The sequence below is a fragment of the Aquamicrobium sp. genome (assembly GCF_023954335.1).
Classification (GTDB): domain Bacteria; phylum Pseudomonadota; class Alphaproteobacteria; order Rhizobiales; family Rhizobiaceae; genus Aerobium.
Genome location: NZ_JAMLIE010000001.1, coordinates 2,218,244 through 2,234,419, shown reverse-complemented (window position 1 = coordinate 2,234,419; position 16,176 = coordinate 2,218,244). Strand labels below are relative to the sequence as shown.

Here is a 16,176-nt window from a genome sequence, read left to right as displayed (position 1 = left end):
CCCCTGAAAATAAATCGGCTCAGCCAATGCAGGATTTCGGAAACTGGATGCCCGCGACGTAGTCCAGCGTCATTTGCGGGAGCATCTGGTAGACATTCGCGCGGACCAGCGGATTGACCGAGAGCTGCAGATAGGCATCCCGGGCCGTCATGCCGTGGTCCTCGACCAGCCACTCGATCATCGACAGCGCCGCGCCGTTCAGCGCGTGGTCGAGCGGCCGCGAGAGGTGAAGCGCGATGAGCGCGTCATCGGTCTCGATGCGCGGCGCGGCGAGAAATCTCGTGCCGACCTTCTCGACCGACAGCTCCACCGTGCCTTCGGTTTCGGCGGCGACGCCGGTGAACTCCATGTCGCCCTGCGACGCGTGCAGGTCGCCGACGAACAGCAGCGCCCCGTCGACCTGCGCCGTCAGATAGACATGCGAGCCGGCGCGGATGTCCCGGCAATCGATGTTGCCGCCGAACGCCCCCTGCCCCAGCAGGCTGGAATGGACCTCGCGCTCGGGCGCGACCGCGAGCGTGCCGATGAAGGGGGCCGCCGCCCAGCTGACCCGCTCGTTGAAATGCACCCGGCCGTCGGCCATCGTCCCGCTCGGGCCAAGCTCGTGGCGCAGGACATGCACCCCGGGCTCGTCCGCCGCGCCCCAGCGCGCGGAATCCTTCAAGGGGCCTCTCCGGGAGGTGAAGGTGATGCTCTGGCGGAGGCTGATGTCGACCCGGTGGATTGAAATCCGAATCAGGTCGCCCTTGCGGATGCCCTCGACATGGATCGGGCCGGCCAACGGATTCGACTTCGGCGGCCGGACGTCCTGCCCGCCCCTTTCGGACGGGTGCTGGCTGGCGGAAACCAGCCGGCCGGCGGCCGTGTCCTGCGTCTCGGCCGCGAACCGCTCTCCCTCGCGCACGCTCAGCAAGGGCGGCAGCCGGTGGTCCAGCGCGTAGCAATCGGCGCGCTCGCGGCTAATCGTCTGCATCGCGGCCTCCCTCGCCCAGCGTCCCGGCTCCGAGGTTCTGGTAGTGGGCGAGCTTCTCCGAGATGATCGACGCGTATTTCCCGACCAGCGCGACGAGCTCTTCCCCGGACTGGCCTACGAAGCGCTGCTCGATGCCCGAGACGGCCAGCGACATCACCGTCGAGCCGTTCCTGTCGACGATCGGGAACGCGACCGCGGCCGCCATTTCGTCGACTTCAGACATGCTGATCGCGTAGCCGCGGCTCCGGATTTCCTGAAGGCCTTTCCTGAGCTCCTCGGGGTCCCTGATCGTCCCGCTTGCCAGCGGCTTGAGCTCCGTCGTCTTGAGATAGGCGCGCTGGAAATTCTCGTCGGCGAACGCCAGGAGGATCTTGGACGAGGCCGACGCATAGAGAGGCAGCCTCTCTCCCGCCTGCATGGTGAGCTTCAGGCGCTGCGCCGGCTCGATCACCTTGATCGCGTGCGAATAGGCGCCTTCGCGCACGCACAGGAAAACCGTCGCCCCGCCCTCGAAGGTCAGCGCCTCGAGGTCGTCATGGATCAGCGAGACGAATTCCTGGTAGCCGGGCTCGCCGTTCTGCATGGAATGCAGCCGGTGCCCCGGCATGAACCGGTTGCCGTCCTTGCGGGCGAAGCCCTGCTCGACCAGGATTGCCAGATAGCGGTAGATCGTGCTGGCGGGTAGGCCGACGGCCTTGGCCATTTCGGCCGGCGTGATGCCATCCGAGCGCGACACGCATTCGAGGATAGCCAGGGTCCGTCCGACGGTCGTCTTCATCAACGGACGGCTCCCGTCTTGAGCAGCACGCGCCCGAGCGCGTGGGCGGCTGCCGCGCGGACGGGGTCGATGACCGGGATGCCGATGCGGCGGGTCAGTTCCGCCTCGAACGGCGCCATGCCGGCGCAGCCCAGCACGATCACGTCGCACTGCGCCTGATCCTTGAGCCACAGGCCCTTCTCGACCATGCGGTCCATCGCATCGGGCGTGGTCTCCAGCTCGACGACGCCGATGCCGACCGACACGTCGCAGCCGATCCGGGGCTCGATGCCCATCGCGCCGAACATGCGCCAGTGGCGCGGTATCGAGTTCGGCAGGATCGAGATCACGCCGATCTTCTGGCCGAGCGTCATCGCGGTCAGCATGCCGCTCTCCCCGATCCCGAAAACCGCCGCGCGCGTCTCTTCCCGCGCGGCATGGAGCCCCGGGTCGCTGAAGCAGGCGATCACGAAGGCGTCGATGCCGCCCTCGCGATCAAGCTTTGCCACGAGATCGATGACCTGCGTCCCCGCGAGGTCGCTGTCCGACTGCGACTGCACCGCGGGGCGGGCGTGCTCGATATGAACCACCCGGAAGTCGGGGCCGCCCGCGACCTTCAAAGGCCGCACGGCCTCGTCGATCCCATGGTCGAGATGAACGGTCGACGTCGGATTGATGATGCATATCGAAGCCATGCGGGATAATTTCTCACTCAGTGATAATATAATTATTATCTAATGATAAATGGCTTCTGTCAACCAGTTCAGTGCTGCGGGCTGTTGCGGCGGAGATGCTGAGCATGCCGATCACGCGGTGCGCGGAGACATGCGACGGCGCCTCGCTCCCGAAACCGCCGCCACTCTTCGGCCGCCAGGGTGCCGGCGGCCCGCATCACCCGCTTCGACCCGCGGCACCTTCTCTCCGGAGCAAGACCACGGCCGATCCCGCGTCGGGATCGGCCTCCTTCGCCAAGGGCCGCCCGGACGGCACGCACATGGCCGGGCAAGCGCATGGAAGGGCCGGTACGCGCCCGAAAACGAACGAGGCCGCATAGCGGTGGATCTCCCCCGGAATTCGCTTCGGCGCCGTGTTGACAGCTATCTCCAAATTCTGCATTCTATAGAAATCAGAAACAGAGATGGCGCATCCGGCGAAGGGGACGCTGCGCGATCATCATGAGGAGAAGAAGGGATGTTCAGATCGCATTTCAGCCGTCGGTCGGTCCTCGGCATGGGCGCCGCCGCGGGCGCCGTCATGCTGACGGGAATGCCCGCGCGGGCCGCCGGCCAGATCGTGGTCACGACCTGGGGCGGCGACAACGAGCGGGCCATTCGCGAGTCCGCCGGCGCGGCCATGGGCCAGGAGCGCGGCACGTCGGTCATCTTCGACACCGGCACGCCCTCGGCGCGCAAGACCAAGCTGCTGGCGGAAGCCGGCCGGCCCCGCAACAGCATCGACGTCGTCCACCTGACCGATTCCGACATGTACCAGATGCAGCGGCAGGGCTTCCTGCTCGACATCAATGAGCAGGTCGTTCCGGGATATGACCGGATCCTCGAGGAGCTGCGCACGCCCTACAGCGTGCCGACGAATTTCAGCGCCCTCGTCCTCGTCTACAACCGCAACCACGTCTCCTCGATGACGTCGTGGAAGGATCTGTGGAAGGACGAATACAAGGGCCGCATCGGCATGACCGACCTGTCCTACGACAAGATCATCCAGATCGCGTCGGCGACCTTCGGCAGCGGAACGAGCGACTATGCCCCCGGCTACGAGGCGCTGCTGGCGCTGAAGGAACTGGGTGTGCGCATCTACCCCTCGAACGAGGCCTGCGGCAACGCCTTCGCCAGCGAGGAGATCGTCGCCGCAATCCAGTGGAAGGGACGCGCCGTACAATGGGCCGAGGCCGGGCTGCCGCTCGACTACGCCGTGCCGGTGGAAGGCGGCTATCCGACCTCCTTCGAGATGGCGATCACCAAGAACAGCGGCAACATCGAGGAGGCCGGCGCGTTCCTCGACTTCATGCTGAGGCCGGAATCGCAGCTCGCGCTCGCGGAGGCGATCGGCCAGGCACCCGTCGTCCACGACGCCGCCCTGCCCCCCGAGCTTCAGGAGAAGGTTGCGTTCACCGCCGAGCAGCGCCAGAATTTTATCAAGCTCGACCACGAATACGCGGCCAACCACGCCGCCGAAGCGCTGGACTGGTGGAACCAGAAGTTCAAGTCATAGGCGTCGGCAGCGACGGCACGGCCGGCAAGCCTTCCATGCCGGCCGTGCCCGCCATCCTGCGGCGCACCGACTGTCCGTTCAGCCCGAATTGAGTGCCATGCATCATCTCAATGCCACTCCAGAAACCATTCACTGGGGCTTCTTCGACGCATCGCAAGAACCGTGCCTGGTCATCGATAGCGGCGAGACCGTGGTCATGTCGGCCGTCAATGGCGGTCCTGAAAGGATGCCCGCGGCGCCCTTCGTCGTTCCCGACGCGCTGACCACGATTCACCGGGAATGCCGGGCCGCGATGCCGGGACATATCTGCACCGGGCCGGTGGCGGTCAGGGGTCTGAAGGCAGGCAACGTGCTTGAGGTGCGCATCGTCGACATTCAGCTTTCCCAGGATTGGGGATGGCATGCCTACGGACCTTCGTCCGGCCTGCTCCGCGGCGAATTCGAACAGCCGGCCGTTGCGCATATTCCGCTCGACAGGGAGGCGATGGTCGCAAGGCTGGCCTGCGGCGCCGAACTGCCGGTCCGGCCCTTCTTCGGGCTGATGGCCGTTGCGCCGCCGCCTGCATGGGGAAGGATCTCGACGCTGCCGCCGCGAAACAACGGCGGCAACATGGACAACAAGGAGCTGGTGGCCGGATCCACCCTATACTTGCCGGCCTTCGTCGACGGCGGGAATTTCTCGGTGGGCGACGGCCACGCCGCGCAGGGCGACGGCGAGGTCACGGGGACCGCCATCGAAACCGGCCTGACGGGGAAGTTCGAGTTCCATGCCCGCAAGGACATGTCGCTCGAATGGCCCATGGCCGAGACACCGGAACACCTCATCACGATGGGGTTCGATCCCGACACCGACAGGGCGATGACCATCGCCCTGCGGGAGATGGTGAACCTTGTGGCAGCACGGACCGGCATGCCCCGCGGCGACGCCTATACGCTGTGCAGCCTCGCCGGAGACATACGCATCACGCAAGCGGTAAGCAGCCTGAAAGGCGCACATTTCATGCTCGCGAAGCGGTATGTCCGAACCGGCGATGACACGAAGATCATCAGGAGGAAGAAAGATGCCGTCTAACTGGAAGCTCAATCGCCGACAGATCATGGCGCTCGGCGCTGGCGCCGGTGTTGCCGCACTGGGTGCGATGGGAAGGGCGCATGCCGCTCGCCCGCTTGTCGTCGCGACATGGGGCGGCGACAACGAGCGCACCATCCGCGAATCCGCCGGAGCAATGTTCCAAAGCCGTTACGGCGCGGCGCCGCTTTTCGAGACCGGCACGCCTTCGGCTCGCAAGACCAAGCTGATGGCCGAGGCGGCGCGCCCGGTGCACAGCCTCGATATCGTGCACCTTACCGACGCGGACCTGTTCCAAATGCAGCGGCAAGGCTACCTTGCCGAGATCGGCGCGCACAACGTCTCGAAATACGACACGATCATCGATCAGTTCAGGACAGGCTACAGCGTGCCGACGAACTTCAGCGCGCTCGTCCTCGTCTACAACAAGAACCATATTTCCTCGATGACGTCGTGGAAGGATCTCTGGAAGAAGGAATATGCCGGCAAGATCGGGTTCTCTGACCTGACGTTCAACCAGGTCGTCCCGATCGCTTCCGCCGTGTTCGGAAGCGGCATCACCGACTACGCCTCGGGCTATGAGGCCCTCATGGCACTGAAAGAGAATGGCGTGCGCACCTATCCCTCCAACGAGGCCGTCGGCAACGCCTTCGCAAGCGAGGAGATCATTGCCGGGATCCAGTGGAAAGGACGCGCGGTTCAATGGTCGCAGGCCGGCCTGCCTCTCGCCTATGCCATGCCGAGCGAAGGCGCCTTCCCCGCTTCTTTCGACATGGGCATCGTCCGCAACAGCGGCGCACCGGAAAACGCCGCCCACTTCCTCGACATCATGCTGGAGCAGGAGCCGCAGCTCGCGCTGGCGCGGGCGATCGGACAGTCTCCGGTTATCAAGAACTCCGGGATTCCGGCCGATCTCGAGGCGGCCGTCGGTTTCTCAGAGAAGGAGCGCGCAGAATTCCTCAAGCTGGACCTCGAATACGCGGCCGACCACGACAGCGAGGTGCTGGACTGGTGGAACCAGAAGTTCAAGGGATGAACACGTTGACGGGTTCCTATCCGCCCGCCGTCAGGCGCTGGAACGGCCCGACCCTCGGCGCCAGCCTGGCGCTGGGGCCGGCCCTCCTCGTCATCATCTGCTTCCAGATCCTGCCGCTTCTGACGCTGCTGAGGTACAGCTTCAACCGGTTCACGCCGACGGAGCTGATGACGGAGGCGTTCACCTTCGAGAACTATGTGCGTTTCCTGGTCGAGCCGTACTTTCAGGAAGTGCTGCTGACGACGCTCGGCCTGTCAGTCCTGTGCACGGTCTCGTCGCTGATCCTCGGCTATCCGGTCGCCTATTTCCTCGCCCGCACCCAGTCGCGCTTCAAGAGCCTGATGCTCATCATCATCCTCTTCCCGCTGCTGATCGGCAACGTGGTGCGCGCGGCGGGGTGGATGGCCTTTCTCGGGCGCGGCGGCATCATGAATTACGTGCTGCTCCAGACCGGCATCATCAGCGAGCCGCTGGAGCTGCTGTTCACGCCGCTTGCCGTGTTCATGGGGCTGCTCGGCGTCATGCTGCCCTTCATGATCCTGACCCTGCAGGGCGTGCTGGAGAACATCGATCCCAACCTCATCAGCGCGGCCCAGAACCTCGGCGCCAACCCTTCCACCTCGTTCCGGCGCATCGTGCTGCCCCTGTCGATGCCCGGCGTAGCCGCCGGCTGCGTGCTGGTCTTCATGCTCGGCATGAACGCCTATGCGACGCCGGTGCTGCTCGGCGGGTCGTCGTTCAAGATGATGTCGCCGATCCTCTACAGCCAGATTTCCGTGGCGTCGAACTGGCCATTCGGCTCGGCCCTCGCCTTCATCCTGATCCTCGTCACGCTGATCGCCACGTTGGCGTCGACCTACCTACTCTCCAGGCAGGCGCAGGTGTTGCGCTGACGATAAAACCATTCCCTTCAAGGACTTGCATGATGGTCACTCAAACGGACCTCAGGACGGATCTGTTCATCGCCGGCAAATGGCGCGGCGCCTCGCAGGAGGCCCGGATTCCCGTCGCCGACCCCTCGACCGAGGAGGTCATCGCCAGCGTCGCGGACGCCACCGTCGCCGACGGCATCGCGGCGGTCGAGGCGGCGGTGGCGGCCGCGGCCGGCTGGGCCGCGCGCTCCCCGCGCGAGCGGTCGCAGATCCTCCTGCGCGCCTTCACGCTGATGAGCGAGCGCGCCGAGGCGCTCGCCGTCCTCATCAGCCGCGAGAACGGCAAGGCGCTTGCCGACGCACGCGGCGAGGTCGCCTACGCGGCCGAGTTCTTCCGCTGGTACGCGGAGGAAGCGGTGCGCATCGGCGGCGAGATCGGCCGCTCGCCCTCGGGCAACAACCACATCATCGTCCAGCACCGGCCGATCGGCGTTTCGGTCCTCGTCACGCCGTGGAACTTTCCGGCGGCGATGGCGACGCGGAAGATCGGGCCGGCGCTCGCCGCCGGCTGCACCTGCGTCCTCAAGCCGGCGACCGAGACGCCGCTGACCGCCTATGCCGTCGCCGGCATACTGGCGGAAGCCGGCGTGCCCGACGGCGTCGTCAACGTGGTCACGACCTCCCGTTCCGGCGCAGTCGTCAGCGCGATGCTGCATCATCCCGCCGTGCGCAAGCTCTCCTTCACCGGCTCGACCGAAGTCGGCCGGCTGCTGCTCAAGGAGGCGGCGGATCAGGTGATCAGCTGCTCGATGGAGCTCGGCGGCAACGCGCCCTTCATCGTCTTCGACGACGCCGACCTCGATGCGGCGCTGGAGGGCGCGATGGTCGCCAAGATGCGCAATGGCGGCGAAGCCTGCACGGCGGCGAACCGCTTCTACGTCCAGGAAGGGATCGGCGCGGCCTTCGCCGAGGGCCTCGCGGCGCGGATGGCGGCCCTCGCCGTCGGGCCGGGCTACGACCCCGCGACCGAGCTCGGGCCGCTCATCAACGCCGCGAGCCGGGACAAGGTCGGCGAGCTGGTCGCCGACACGACTGCGCGCGGCGCGCGCGTGCTCACCGGCGGCGAGCCGCTCGACGGCGTCGGCTATTTCTATCCGCCCACCGTGCTCGCCTCGGTGCCGCCGGACGCCGCCATCCTCGACCACGAGATTTTCGGCCCGGTCGCGCCGCTGGTCACGTTCAGGACCGAGGAAGAAGCGATCGCCCTCGCCAACCGGACCGAGTTCGGGCTGGTGTCCTATGTCTACACACGCGACCTGCAAAAGGGCCTGCGCGTCGCCGCGGCCATCGAGAGCGGCATGGTCGGTCTCAACCGCGGCCTGGTTTCCGATGTCGCGGCCCCGTTCGGCGGGATGAAGCAAAGCGGGCTGGGCCGCGAGGGCGGCCATCACGGCCTGATGGAATTCCTCGAACCCCAATACGTCGCCGTCACCCTCTGACCCCTCCCCATCCTCCCCTCGAAAGGGGGACAGGGCCTTGAGTTTTGCGTTCATTATTCTATAGAATATGGAAAGGAGACAAAGATGACCATATTCCTCAACGAGCACGACGTGGAAAGCCTGCTCACCGTTCCCAACCATGTCGACATGCTGGAAAAGGCGATGATCGACCAGGGCAGGAAGTCCACGGTCAACACGCCGCGCCGCATCGTCAAGACTGAGAAGGTCGGCCTGTCGGTGCTGCAGGCGTCGGTTCCGGCCATCAACAGGGTCGGCTTCAAGACCTACACCACCGCGCCGGGCGGCGTGCGCTTCTGGGTGATGCTGTTCGACGGCAGCCAGGGCAGCCTCGACGCCATCATCGAGGCCGAGCATATCGGCCTCATCCGCACCGCCGGCGCGAGCGGCGTCGCCACCAAGCATCTCGCGCGCAAGGATGCGCGGATCGGCGCGGTGCTCGGCACCGGCTATCAGGCCGGCGCCCAGATCGAGGCGATCTGCCACGCCCGCAAGCTCGACAGGGTCTACGCCTGGAGCCGCACGCCGGAGAATGTGCGCAAGTTCGCCGACGAGCAGTCGAAGAAGCTCGGCGTCGAGGTCGTCCCGGCCGCCAGCGCGCAGGAGGCGGTCGCCGATGCCGACGTCGTCGTCACCATCACCTCATCGAAGACGCCGATCCTCAAGGGCGACTGGCTCAAGGAAGGCGCGCACGTCAACCTCGTCGGGGCGATGAAGCCGACCAGCCGCGAGGTCGACGACCGGACGCTGGAGCGCGCAGCGCTGCTGACCGTCGACGACTGGAACCAGGCGCATCTGGAAGCCGGCGAGTACATCGAAGCCACCGCGGCGGGCGTGATCTCGTGGGACGACATCAAGGAGATCAGCGACGTGCTGGCCGGGACCATTCCCGGGCGCCAGTCCGACAAGGACATCACGGTCTTCAAGTCGCACGGCATCGGCGTCTGGGACGTGGCGGCGGGACAGCGCGTGCTCGAGCTCGCGCTGGAGCAGAACGTCGGCATCAAGCTGCCCATCGAGCAGGCCGCCCGGCAGCTCGGAAACGGTCTTGACCCCTCGCGCCTCAAGCCGTGAATTAGGTCTTTCAACAGCATGCCCGGCATCGTCAGGATGCCGGGCACTTCGAGGAAAGTGAACCAGAGTGACGAAAGCCGCCGCAGGGGACATAATCGGGCGCGATACGCTCTCGCAGAAGGTCTATGCCGTTCTGCGTGAACGCATCCTGACCGGCCAGCTCAAGCAGGGCCAGCGGATAGGCGAGCTCGCCGTCTCCAAGGAGCTCGGGGTCAGCGCGACGCCCGTGCGCGAGGCCCTGCGCCTGCTGAAGGGCGACAGCCTCATCGAATATGAGGGCCGGCGCGGCGCGCGGGTGATCTGCCCGTCCATCGCCGAGATCGTGCAGTGCTACGACGTGCGGCTGGTGCTGGAGACCCTGGCGTTGAAGGAGGCCGACGCCAACTTCACCGACGCGGACCGCGACCATTTCGTCGCGCTGGCGGAAAAGACCTGCGTCGCCGCCGCGCCGCAGGTGATGTTCATGCGCGACCGGGAATTCCACGCCTTCTTCATCGAGAAGGCGGCGAACACATGGGTCACCACCTTCTACCGGGCGATCGTCGATTTCCTCCTCGTCGTGCGGCTGCCGAGCTCGCGCAAGCAACGTTTCGCCGACGCCGGCGCCGAGCATCTGGTCATCGCCAACGCCATCCGCGACCGCGACCTCGAGACGGCGCTGGCCACGCTCGAGATGCAGATCAAGCGCTCCCGTGACTGGTCGATCGAGGCGCGCACCGGCTCAGCCGGGAGCGAACAGGTTTCCCTCGGGAAGATGGTGAAATGAGCCGCAACCGCCAATCGTCGCTGCGCCTGCCCTCCCCCGCCAACGTTCTCGTCGGCGCCTCGATCGTCATCGTCGCGTTCCTGCTGCTGACGCCGGTGGTGATGATCGTCTGGTCGGCGTTCATCGACAGCGTGTTCATCAGCTTTCCGCCGCGTGGCTACACGCTGAAATGGTTCGACGCGGCCATCCGCTATCCCTCCTTTATCAACGGCTTCGTCGTCAGCCTCCAGGTCGCGGCGATAACCGCCACGCTCGGCGTCATTCTCGGCGCCGCCGCCAGCCTCGTTCTCGTCAGGGGCAGCTTTCCCGGTCGCGGGACGATGAACACCCTGCTGCTCTCGCCGCTGATGGTGCCGAACATCGTGCTCGGAACCGCGCTCTACATGTTCTTCATCGGCGTTTCCGACCGGCTGGGCATCGACGTCTCGGGCGGCATCCCCTCGCTCGTCTGCGCCCACCTTCTCCTGACGCTGCCCTGGTGCGTGCGGCTGATCAGCGCCAACCTGATCGGCGGCGACCGCTCGATCGAGGAGGCGGCGGCCAATCTCGGCGCCAATCCCTGGGTGGTGTTCTATCGCGTGACGCTGCCGCAGATGCGCTCCGGCGTCATCGCCGCCGCGCTCTTCAGCTTCATCATCTCGTTCGAGAATCTCGAACTGTCGCTGTTCCTCGTCGGCCCCGGGCAGACCACCCTGCCGATCGCCATCATGCAGTATCTCGAGTTCAATATGGACCCGACGATCGCGGCGATCAGCACCGTGCAGATCCTGGTCATCGCCGGATTGCTCGTCATCACCGACAGGTTCGTCAAACTGAGCAGGATCGTCTGATGCAACACTTGAAAGTCGACAACGTCTCCCACTGGTTCGGCGATTTTCAGGCGCTGGATTCGATCTCGCTCGACGTCGAGTCGTCCGAGCTGATCGCGCTGCTCGGCCCGAGCGGCTGCGGGAAGACGACGCTGCTGCGCATGATCGCCGGCTTCATCCCGACCCGCAGCGGCCGCATCCTGCTCGGCGGCAAGGACATCTCGGAAAACCCGCCCTACAAGCGCAACACCGGCATGGTGTTCCAGTCCTACGCGCTGTTCCCGCACATGACCGTGTTCGGCAACATCGCCTTCGGGCTCGAGATGCGCGACGTCGGCAAGCCGGAGATCGAGCGGCGGGTGGCCGAGGTGCTGCGCCTCGTGCGGCTCGACGCGATGGGCGAGCGCTATCCCAAGCAGCTTTCGGGCGGGCAGCAGCAGCGCGTCGCCATCGCCCGCGCCCTCGTCGTCCAGCCGGACGCGTTCCTGCTCGACGAGCCGCTGTCGAACCTCGACGCCAAGCTGCGCTACAGCGTCGGCCAGGAAATCCGCGCACTCCAGCAGGAGCTGGGGCTGACGACGGTGTTCGTCACCCACGACCAGAACGAGGCGCTGGCGCTGGCCGACCGGCTGGTGGTCATGGACCGGGGCCGGATCGTCCAGAGCGGCTCGGCGCAGGAGCTTTACGCGCGCCCGGTAAACACCTTCGTCGCCAGCTTCCTCGGGCACGCCAAACTTCTGTCGGGAAAGGTCGCCGGCGAAGGCCGCTTCAGCGGACGCGGCTTCGAGGTCGCCTGCGACACAAGGCCCTTCGCGGTCGGGTCGGAGCAGAAGCTGTGCCTGCGGGCCGAGCAGATCGCCCTTTCCGCCGGCGACGGCGCGAACAGCCTCGTCGGCAAGGTCACCTCGGCGACCTATCTCGGCGCGACCACCGAGGTCGTCCTCCAGGTCGACGGCATGGACCAGGCGATCACCGTCCACCACCAGAACCAAGACGGGGCGACGCGCGTGCCGAAGATCGGCGACACGCTGCCGTTCTCGTGGCGGCCGGAAAACGGCATCCTCGTCTCCGGCGCCTGACGGGGCGACGCCTATCCAATTCCTCTCCGAACGGAATACGCCGGCCCTACGGGGCGATGTCGGTATAGTCCTTCAGCGGCAGGTCGTCCTCGAGCGGCACGGTCTGCCGCTCGATCATGCGGTGGACGCGCGGACCGCCCGGCCCCTTGTGAAGCTCCGTCAGCCGGCGCGTCACCTCGGCGTCGGCATGGGTGCGGCGCTGGTTGTGGCGGATATATTCGACCCAGGTCGGGACGTGGTAGCTCTCGGACCAGATCGTCGGGTCCTCGAGGTCGCGCAGCAGCACCCACTGCTTGGCGCCGTCGCGTATGCGGATCCGCCGCCTTTCGCTCATCGCGGCGAGGAAGGCCGGGATGTCTTCCTGGGCGATGACGTAGTCGACCATGATCATGATCGGGCCGCTACGCGCCTTGAGCCCGAGCCGCAGCCGCGGCTCGCGGAACTGCGCGAGCGGCGTCAGGTTGAGCGAGCCGAATTCGGGGACTTTCAGGCGAAGGCCGACAAGCGCGGTTAGAATGAGCGCGCCGCCGGCAATGGCCAGAGACGAAGGCGGGCCGAACCGGTCGGCCAGCACGCCCCACACCCACGCGCCGATGGCCATGCCGCCGAAGGTCATCGTGTGGTAGAGCGACAACGCCCGGCCGACGACCCAGCGCGGCGTCGAGAGCTGCACGGTGACGTTGAACAGCGACAGCGCCAGCACCCAGCACATGCCCGCCGGCAGCAGCAGGAGGTGGCTGAGAACGACGCTCGGGCTGAGCGCGATCCCGACGATGGCAGCGGCGAAGCCCACGCAGGCCGCGCGGACGATGACCTCGTTGCTCAACCGCTCGCGCACGCGGGTGTTCGCCATGCCGCCAAGGATGGCGCCGATGCCGAAGGCGCCCAGCAGCGTCCCGTAGACGAGCGCGCTGCTGCCCGGCAGGCTGGTTGCGATCACCGGCATCAGCGCCAGCGGCGCGATCGCGGCGAAGCCGAACAGGAACGAGCGGAGGATGACCGTGAGAAGGTTGGGCGACATCGCCACGTAGCGCAGCCCGGCCGACATGGCGCTGAAGAAATGCTCGCGCGGCAGCGCGGTCTGGCGCGGCGCGGGCTTCCAGATCGCCAGCGCCGCGATCAGCGGTATGTAGCTGACGGCGTTGACGATGAAGGCGGTGCTGGCGCCGGCCACCGTGACAATGGTGCCGCCGATCGCGGGGCCGACGCTGCGCATCATGTTGAAGCCCATGCTGTTCAGCGTCACCGCTTCCGGCAGCACCTCGCGCGGCACGAGGTCGCCCATCGAGGCCTGCCACGACGGGTTGTGGAGCGCGGTGCCGCAGCCGGTCAGGAAGGTGATCGCCAGCAGCGTCCACGGCGTCAGCATGTCGAGCAGCGCAAGGGCGGCGAGCGTGGCCGACGCCGCCATCATCAGGCCCTGCGCGATCAGCATCACGGCGCGGCGGTCGAAATTGTCGGCGAGCGCGCCGGCGGCCAGAGAGAACAGCATCAGGGGCAGCGCCGTCGCCGCCTGCACCAGCGCGACCATGACGTGGGAGCTGGTCAGCGTCGTCATCATCCAGCCCGCCCCGACGGCCTGGACGAGGCCGCCGAGATTGGACGCCAGCGTCGCCGTCCACAGCACCCGGAAATTCATGTGCTGGAAGGGCGCGAGCGTGGAGTTTCGTTGCGGCAATTTGCTGACTGTCCTGTTGCGGCCGGACCCGACGCATCTGCGCGAAGCAGGGTCCGGGAAACCCAGCATAGCGGGGAAAAACCACGGCACAAAACCGATTTCTGGCCGAAAGCGCCGCTTTCCCTCGGGGATTGCGCGGGCGGTCGCCATCGGGACCGCTCCGCCTCCGCGTCCGTGACAAAACGCTTGGGATCGCGACGCGACGCGGCTATCTAGGCGCGATGCATCGGCCGAGGAAACACCGAACTTGCTCCAGACGACCACCCTGCTGACCCTCGCTCCCGAAAGCGCGTTCATGCTGCTGAAGGCGGGCGCGGCGCTCCGCGCCCTGCCCGTCGAGGAGCGCGAGGACGGGCTGAAGCTGACCCTGCCGTGGGGCGAGGTCGTGGCGGCGCGCGAGGCCGGCGGCGTACGCCTAACGCTGAGCGCGAGCGACCGCGCCCGGCTTCACTCGCTTCAGGAAGCGATCGACCGGCCACTCGACGAGGCCGCGCTCTGCCCGGACCGGCGCTGGTCGTTCGCCGAGACCGGGGCGAACCCGCCCAACATGACGTTCATGGCCGTCGTCTCGTGCCGGCGCCTGACGCCGTCCTACTATCGCGTGCGCCTGTCGGGGCCGTCGGTCGAGCGTTTCGCCCGCGAGGGGCTGCATTTCCGCCTGCTCTTTGCGCCGGCCGAGCATGCGGGCGAATGGCCGGTGATGAACGAGGCCGGCCGCACGGAATGGCCGGGCGGCATGGGCGCCTGGCACCGGCCGGTCTACACCGTGCGCACCATCGACGCCGGGGCGGGAACGCTCGAGTTCGATGTCTTCGCCCATCCCGGCGGGCGGGTGACGACATGGTGCGAGACCCTGCAACCCGGCGCGCAAATCGCGATCATCGGGCCGGGCGGCGAGTGGTATCCCAGGGCCGGCTGGATGGCGCTGTTCGGCGACGAGACCGCGCTGCCGGCCATCGCCCGCATCCTCGAGGCGATGCCCGAGGAGGGTGCCGGCATCGCCACGATCATGATCGGAGACCCCGGCGACATCCAGGAGATGAAGCGCCCGGAGGCCGTGTCCGTCCGCTGGCTGGTGCGCGGGAGGGACGCCGGCCTCGTCGAGGCGCTCGCGGCGCTGGAGATGCCGTCGGCCGACCGGTTCGTCTGGTTCGCCGGCGAGCGCGCCGAAACCGCGGCGGCGCGCCGGCTGATGGGCGAGCGCGGCCTCGCGAAGACCGAGATGCGCGCGGCCGTCTACTGGACGCGATAGCCGCGAGGGCGGCAAATCGCGGGTTGATTAGGCCCGGCCGCGAGGCTAGTCATTGTCGACATCGACACTCAAGTTTTATCGGCCCGCCATGGCATTCCGCTTCCTGTTCGCCCTCATCGCCGGCATCCTCTTTCCTGCGGTCGCGTCGGCCGCGTGCGAGGGGCGTCTCGTCGACAGTCCGCACGTCATGCCCTCGCCGGCCTGCGTTCCCGACAAGCCTCAGCGCATCGTCTCGCTCGATGCGGGCTACACGCTCGGCATGGCGATCGAGCTCGGGCTGCCGGTCGCAGGTGCGCCCCTTTTCGGCATGAGCGACGAGGCGTTGCGCGAGAAGGCGGAGAGCCTTTCCGTCGAGAATCTCGGCAGCCTGACCGAGCCCAGCGTCGAGAAGATCATCGGCCTCCAGCCCGATCTCATCCTCGGCAGCGGGTTCCTCGGCGAAAACGCCCTTGCGCTGGCTTCCCGGGTCGCGCCGGCCGCCTTCATTACCGCCCAGAACTGGAAGGACTATCTTCGCGCCCTGATCGAGGTTTCCGGCAGCGACAGGAAAGCGGAGGACGTGCTGGCGGACTACGAAAGCCGCGTCGCGCGGCTGCGCGACGAGATACCCGAGGACCTCACGGTCTCGGTCGTCAGGATCACCTCGTGGGACTTCCAGGTCTATCTCGACTCACCCGACGCCTATGCGCCCTTCGCGGTGCTGCGCGAGGCGGGCGTCAGGCGGACCGCCTACGAAACCTCCGACGACGGCGCCGAGACCCTGAAGCGGCCGGACTGGGAACAGCTCGCCGGGCTCGACGGCAACGTGCTGCTCTACATCGTCGGCGGCACGAACACCTCCGACACTGACGGCCGGCTGGAAGAGGTTCTGGACAATCCCCTGTGGCAGCAGCTGCCGGCGGTGCAGGCCGGGCGGGTCTACCGGGTCGATCCGGCGACATGGATGGAGTTCAGCGGCGTAGGCTCCGCCCACAAGGTCCTCGACGACATCGAACGCTACTTCGTCGGCAAGCAGTGAGCCGGGAGCCCGTCCTCTGCCGGGGCCGACGCCGGCCCGGCGCCTGA

15 protein-coding genes are annotated in these 16,176 nt (G+C 66.9%); 11 read left to right on the top strand and 4 right to left on the bottom strand.

Translation table 11 applies throughout. The features are described 5' to 3' along the window. Positions 1-19: 19 nt before the first annotated feature. Genes M9945_RS11055 through M9945_RS11045 form a run of 3 tightly spaced genes read right to left on the bottom strand, consistent with a single transcriptional unit; the run spans position 20 to position 2,425 of the window. Positions 20-973 (bottom strand): acetamidase/formamidase family protein, encoded by a 954-nt coding sequence (locus M9945_RS11055; protein WP_367944531.1) that lies wholly within the window; start codon positions 971-973, stop codon positions 20-22. After that, on the bottom strand, positions 960-1,751 hold the full coding sequence (locus tag M9945_RS11050) for an IclR family transcriptional regulator (RefSeq protein ID WP_367944530.1): 792 nt from the start codon (positions 1,749-1,751) through the stop codon (positions 960-962). The genes M9945_RS11055 and M9945_RS11050 overlap by 14 nt, the downstream gene beginning before the upstream one ends. Further along, positions 1,751-2,425: an aspartate/glutamate racemase family protein gene (locus M9945_RS11045; protein WP_367944529.1), complete on the bottom strand. Its 675-nt coding sequence runs from the start codon at positions 2,423-2,425 to the stop codon at positions 1,751-1,753. The genes M9945_RS11050 and M9945_RS11045 overlap by 1 nt, the downstream gene beginning before the upstream one ends. Before the next feature lie 496 nt (positions 2,426-2,921). On the opposite strand from M9945_RS11045, the gene M9945_RS11040 reads away from it, so the two are divergent. From M9945_RS11040 to M9945_RS11000, 9 genes are all read left to right on the top strand, one after another. Further along, positions 2,922-3,959 (top strand): PotD/PotF family extracellular solute-binding protein, encoded by a 1,038-nt coding sequence (locus M9945_RS11040; RefSeq protein ID WP_367944528.1) that lies wholly within the window; start codon positions 2,922-2,924, stop codon positions 3,957-3,959. Between the two features lie 97 nt (positions 3,960-4,056). Next, a complete protein-coding gene (locus tag M9945_RS11035) occupies positions 4,057-5,031 on the top strand; it encodes an acetamidase/formamidase family protein (RefSeq protein WP_367944527.1) in 975 nt (324 codons plus the stop codon). Continuing rightward, on the top strand, positions 4,976-6,064 hold the full coding sequence (locus M9945_RS11030; RefSeq protein ID WP_367944526.1) for an extracellular solute-binding protein: 1,089 nt from the start codon (positions 4,976-4,978) through the stop codon (positions 6,062-6,064). Before M9945_RS11035 ends, M9945_RS11030 begins: the two co-directional genes overlap by 56 nt. Then, positions 6,061-6,957: an ABC transporter permease gene (locus M9945_RS11025; protein WP_367944525.1), complete on the top strand. Its 897-nt coding sequence runs from the start codon at positions 6,061-6,063 to the stop codon at positions 6,955-6,957. Before M9945_RS11030 ends, M9945_RS11025 begins: the two co-directional genes overlap by 4 nt. A gap of 29 nt (positions 6,958-6,986) precedes the next feature. Next, positions 6,987-8,435 (top strand): NAD-dependent succinate-semialdehyde dehydrogenase, encoded by a 1,449-nt coding sequence (locus tag M9945_RS11020; protein WP_367944524.1) that lies wholly within the window; start codon positions 6,987-6,989, stop codon positions 8,433-8,435. A gap of 84 nt (positions 8,436-8,519) precedes the next feature. After that, positions 8,520-9,527 (top strand): ornithine cyclodeaminase family protein, encoded by a 1,008-nt coding sequence (locus M9945_RS11015; RefSeq protein WP_367930434.1) that lies wholly within the window; start codon positions 8,520-8,522, stop codon positions 9,525-9,527. A gap of 67 nt (positions 9,528-9,594) precedes the next feature. Further along, a complete protein-coding gene (locus M9945_RS11010; RefSeq protein WP_367944523.1) occupies positions 9,595-10,293 on the top strand; it encodes a GntR family transcriptional regulator in 699 nt (232 codons plus the stop codon). Next, a complete protein-coding gene (locus tag M9945_RS11005; RefSeq protein ID WP_367930432.1) occupies positions 10,290-11,123 on the top strand; it encodes an ABC transporter permease in 834 nt (277 codons plus the stop codon). Before M9945_RS11010 ends, M9945_RS11005 begins: the two co-directional genes overlap by 4 nt. Next, complete coding sequence (locus M9945_RS11000; RefSeq protein WP_367944522.1) at positions 11,123-12,181, top strand: ABC transporter ATP-binding protein; 1,059 nt, start codon at positions 11,123-11,125, stop codon at positions 12,179-12,181. The genes M9945_RS11005 and M9945_RS11000 overlap by 1 nt, the downstream gene beginning before the upstream one ends. 46 nt (positions 12,182-12,227) lie before the next feature. On the opposite strand, the gene M9945_RS10995 is transcribed toward M9945_RS11000, so the two are convergent. Next, on the bottom strand, positions 12,228-13,859 hold the full coding sequence (locus M9945_RS10995) for an MFS transporter (protein ID WP_367944521.1): 1,632 nt from the start codon (positions 13,857-13,859) through the stop codon (positions 12,228-12,230). Between the two features lie 247 nt (positions 13,860-14,106). On the opposite strand from M9945_RS10995, the gene M9945_RS10990 reads away from it, so the two are divergent. Next, positions 14,107-15,111, top strand: a complete 1,005-nt coding sequence (locus M9945_RS10990; RefSeq protein ID WP_367944520.1) for an SIP domain-containing protein — start codon at positions 14,107-14,109, stop codon at positions 15,109-15,111. 88 nt (positions 15,112-15,199) lie between these two features. After that, on the top strand, positions 15,200-16,129 hold the full coding sequence (locus tag M9945_RS10985) for an iron-siderophore ABC transporter substrate-binding protein (RefSeq protein WP_367944519.1): 930 nt from the start codon (positions 15,200-15,202) through the stop codon (positions 16,127-16,129). Positions 16,130-16,176 lie beyond the last annotated feature (47 nt).

Coding starts and splice junctions, on each gene's coding strand:
- M9945_RS10985 (WP_367944519.1), top strand. CDS start 15,200: ATGGCATTCCGCTTCCTGTTCGCCCTCATCGCCGGCATCCTCTTTCCT.
- M9945_RS11005 (WP_367930432.1), top strand. CDS start 10,290: ATGAGCCGCAACCGCCAATCGTCGCTGCGCCTGCCCTCCCCCGCCAAC.
- M9945_RS11045 (WP_367944529.1), bottom strand. CDS start 2,425: ATGGCTTCGATATGCATCATCAATCCGACGTCGACCGTTCATCTCGAC.
- M9945_RS11055 (WP_367944531.1), bottom strand. CDS start 973: ATGCAGACGATTAGCCGCGAGCGCGCCGATTGCTACGCGCTGGACCAC.
- M9945_RS11040 (WP_367944528.1), top strand. CDS start 2,922: ATGTTCAGATCGCATTTCAGCCGTCGGTCGGTCCTCGGCATGGGCGCC.
- M9945_RS11015 (WP_367930434.1), top strand. CDS start 8,520: ATGACCATATTCCTCAACGAGCACGACGTGGAAAGCCTGCTCACCGTT.
- M9945_RS11020 (WP_367944524.1), top strand. CDS start 6,987: ATGATGGTCACTCAAACGGACCTCAGGACGGATCTGTTCATCGCCGGC.
- M9945_RS11050 (WP_367944530.1), bottom strand. CDS start 1,751: ATGAAGACGACCGTCGGACGGACCCTGGCTATCCTCGAATGCGTGTCG.
- M9945_RS11035 (WP_367944527.1), top strand. CDS start 4,057: ATGCATCATCTCAATGCCACTCCAGAAACCATTCACTGGGGCTTCTTC.
- M9945_RS11030 (WP_367944526.1), top strand. CDS start 4,976: ATGTCCGAACCGGCGATGACACGAAGATCATCAGGAGGAAGAAAGATG.
- M9945_RS11025 (WP_367944525.1), top strand. CDS start 6,061: ATGAACACGTTGACGGGTTCCTATCCGCCCGCCGTCAGGCGCTGGAAC.
- M9945_RS11000 (WP_367944522.1), top strand. CDS start 11,123: ATGCAACACTTGAAAGTCGACAACGTCTCCCACTGGTTCGGCGATTTT.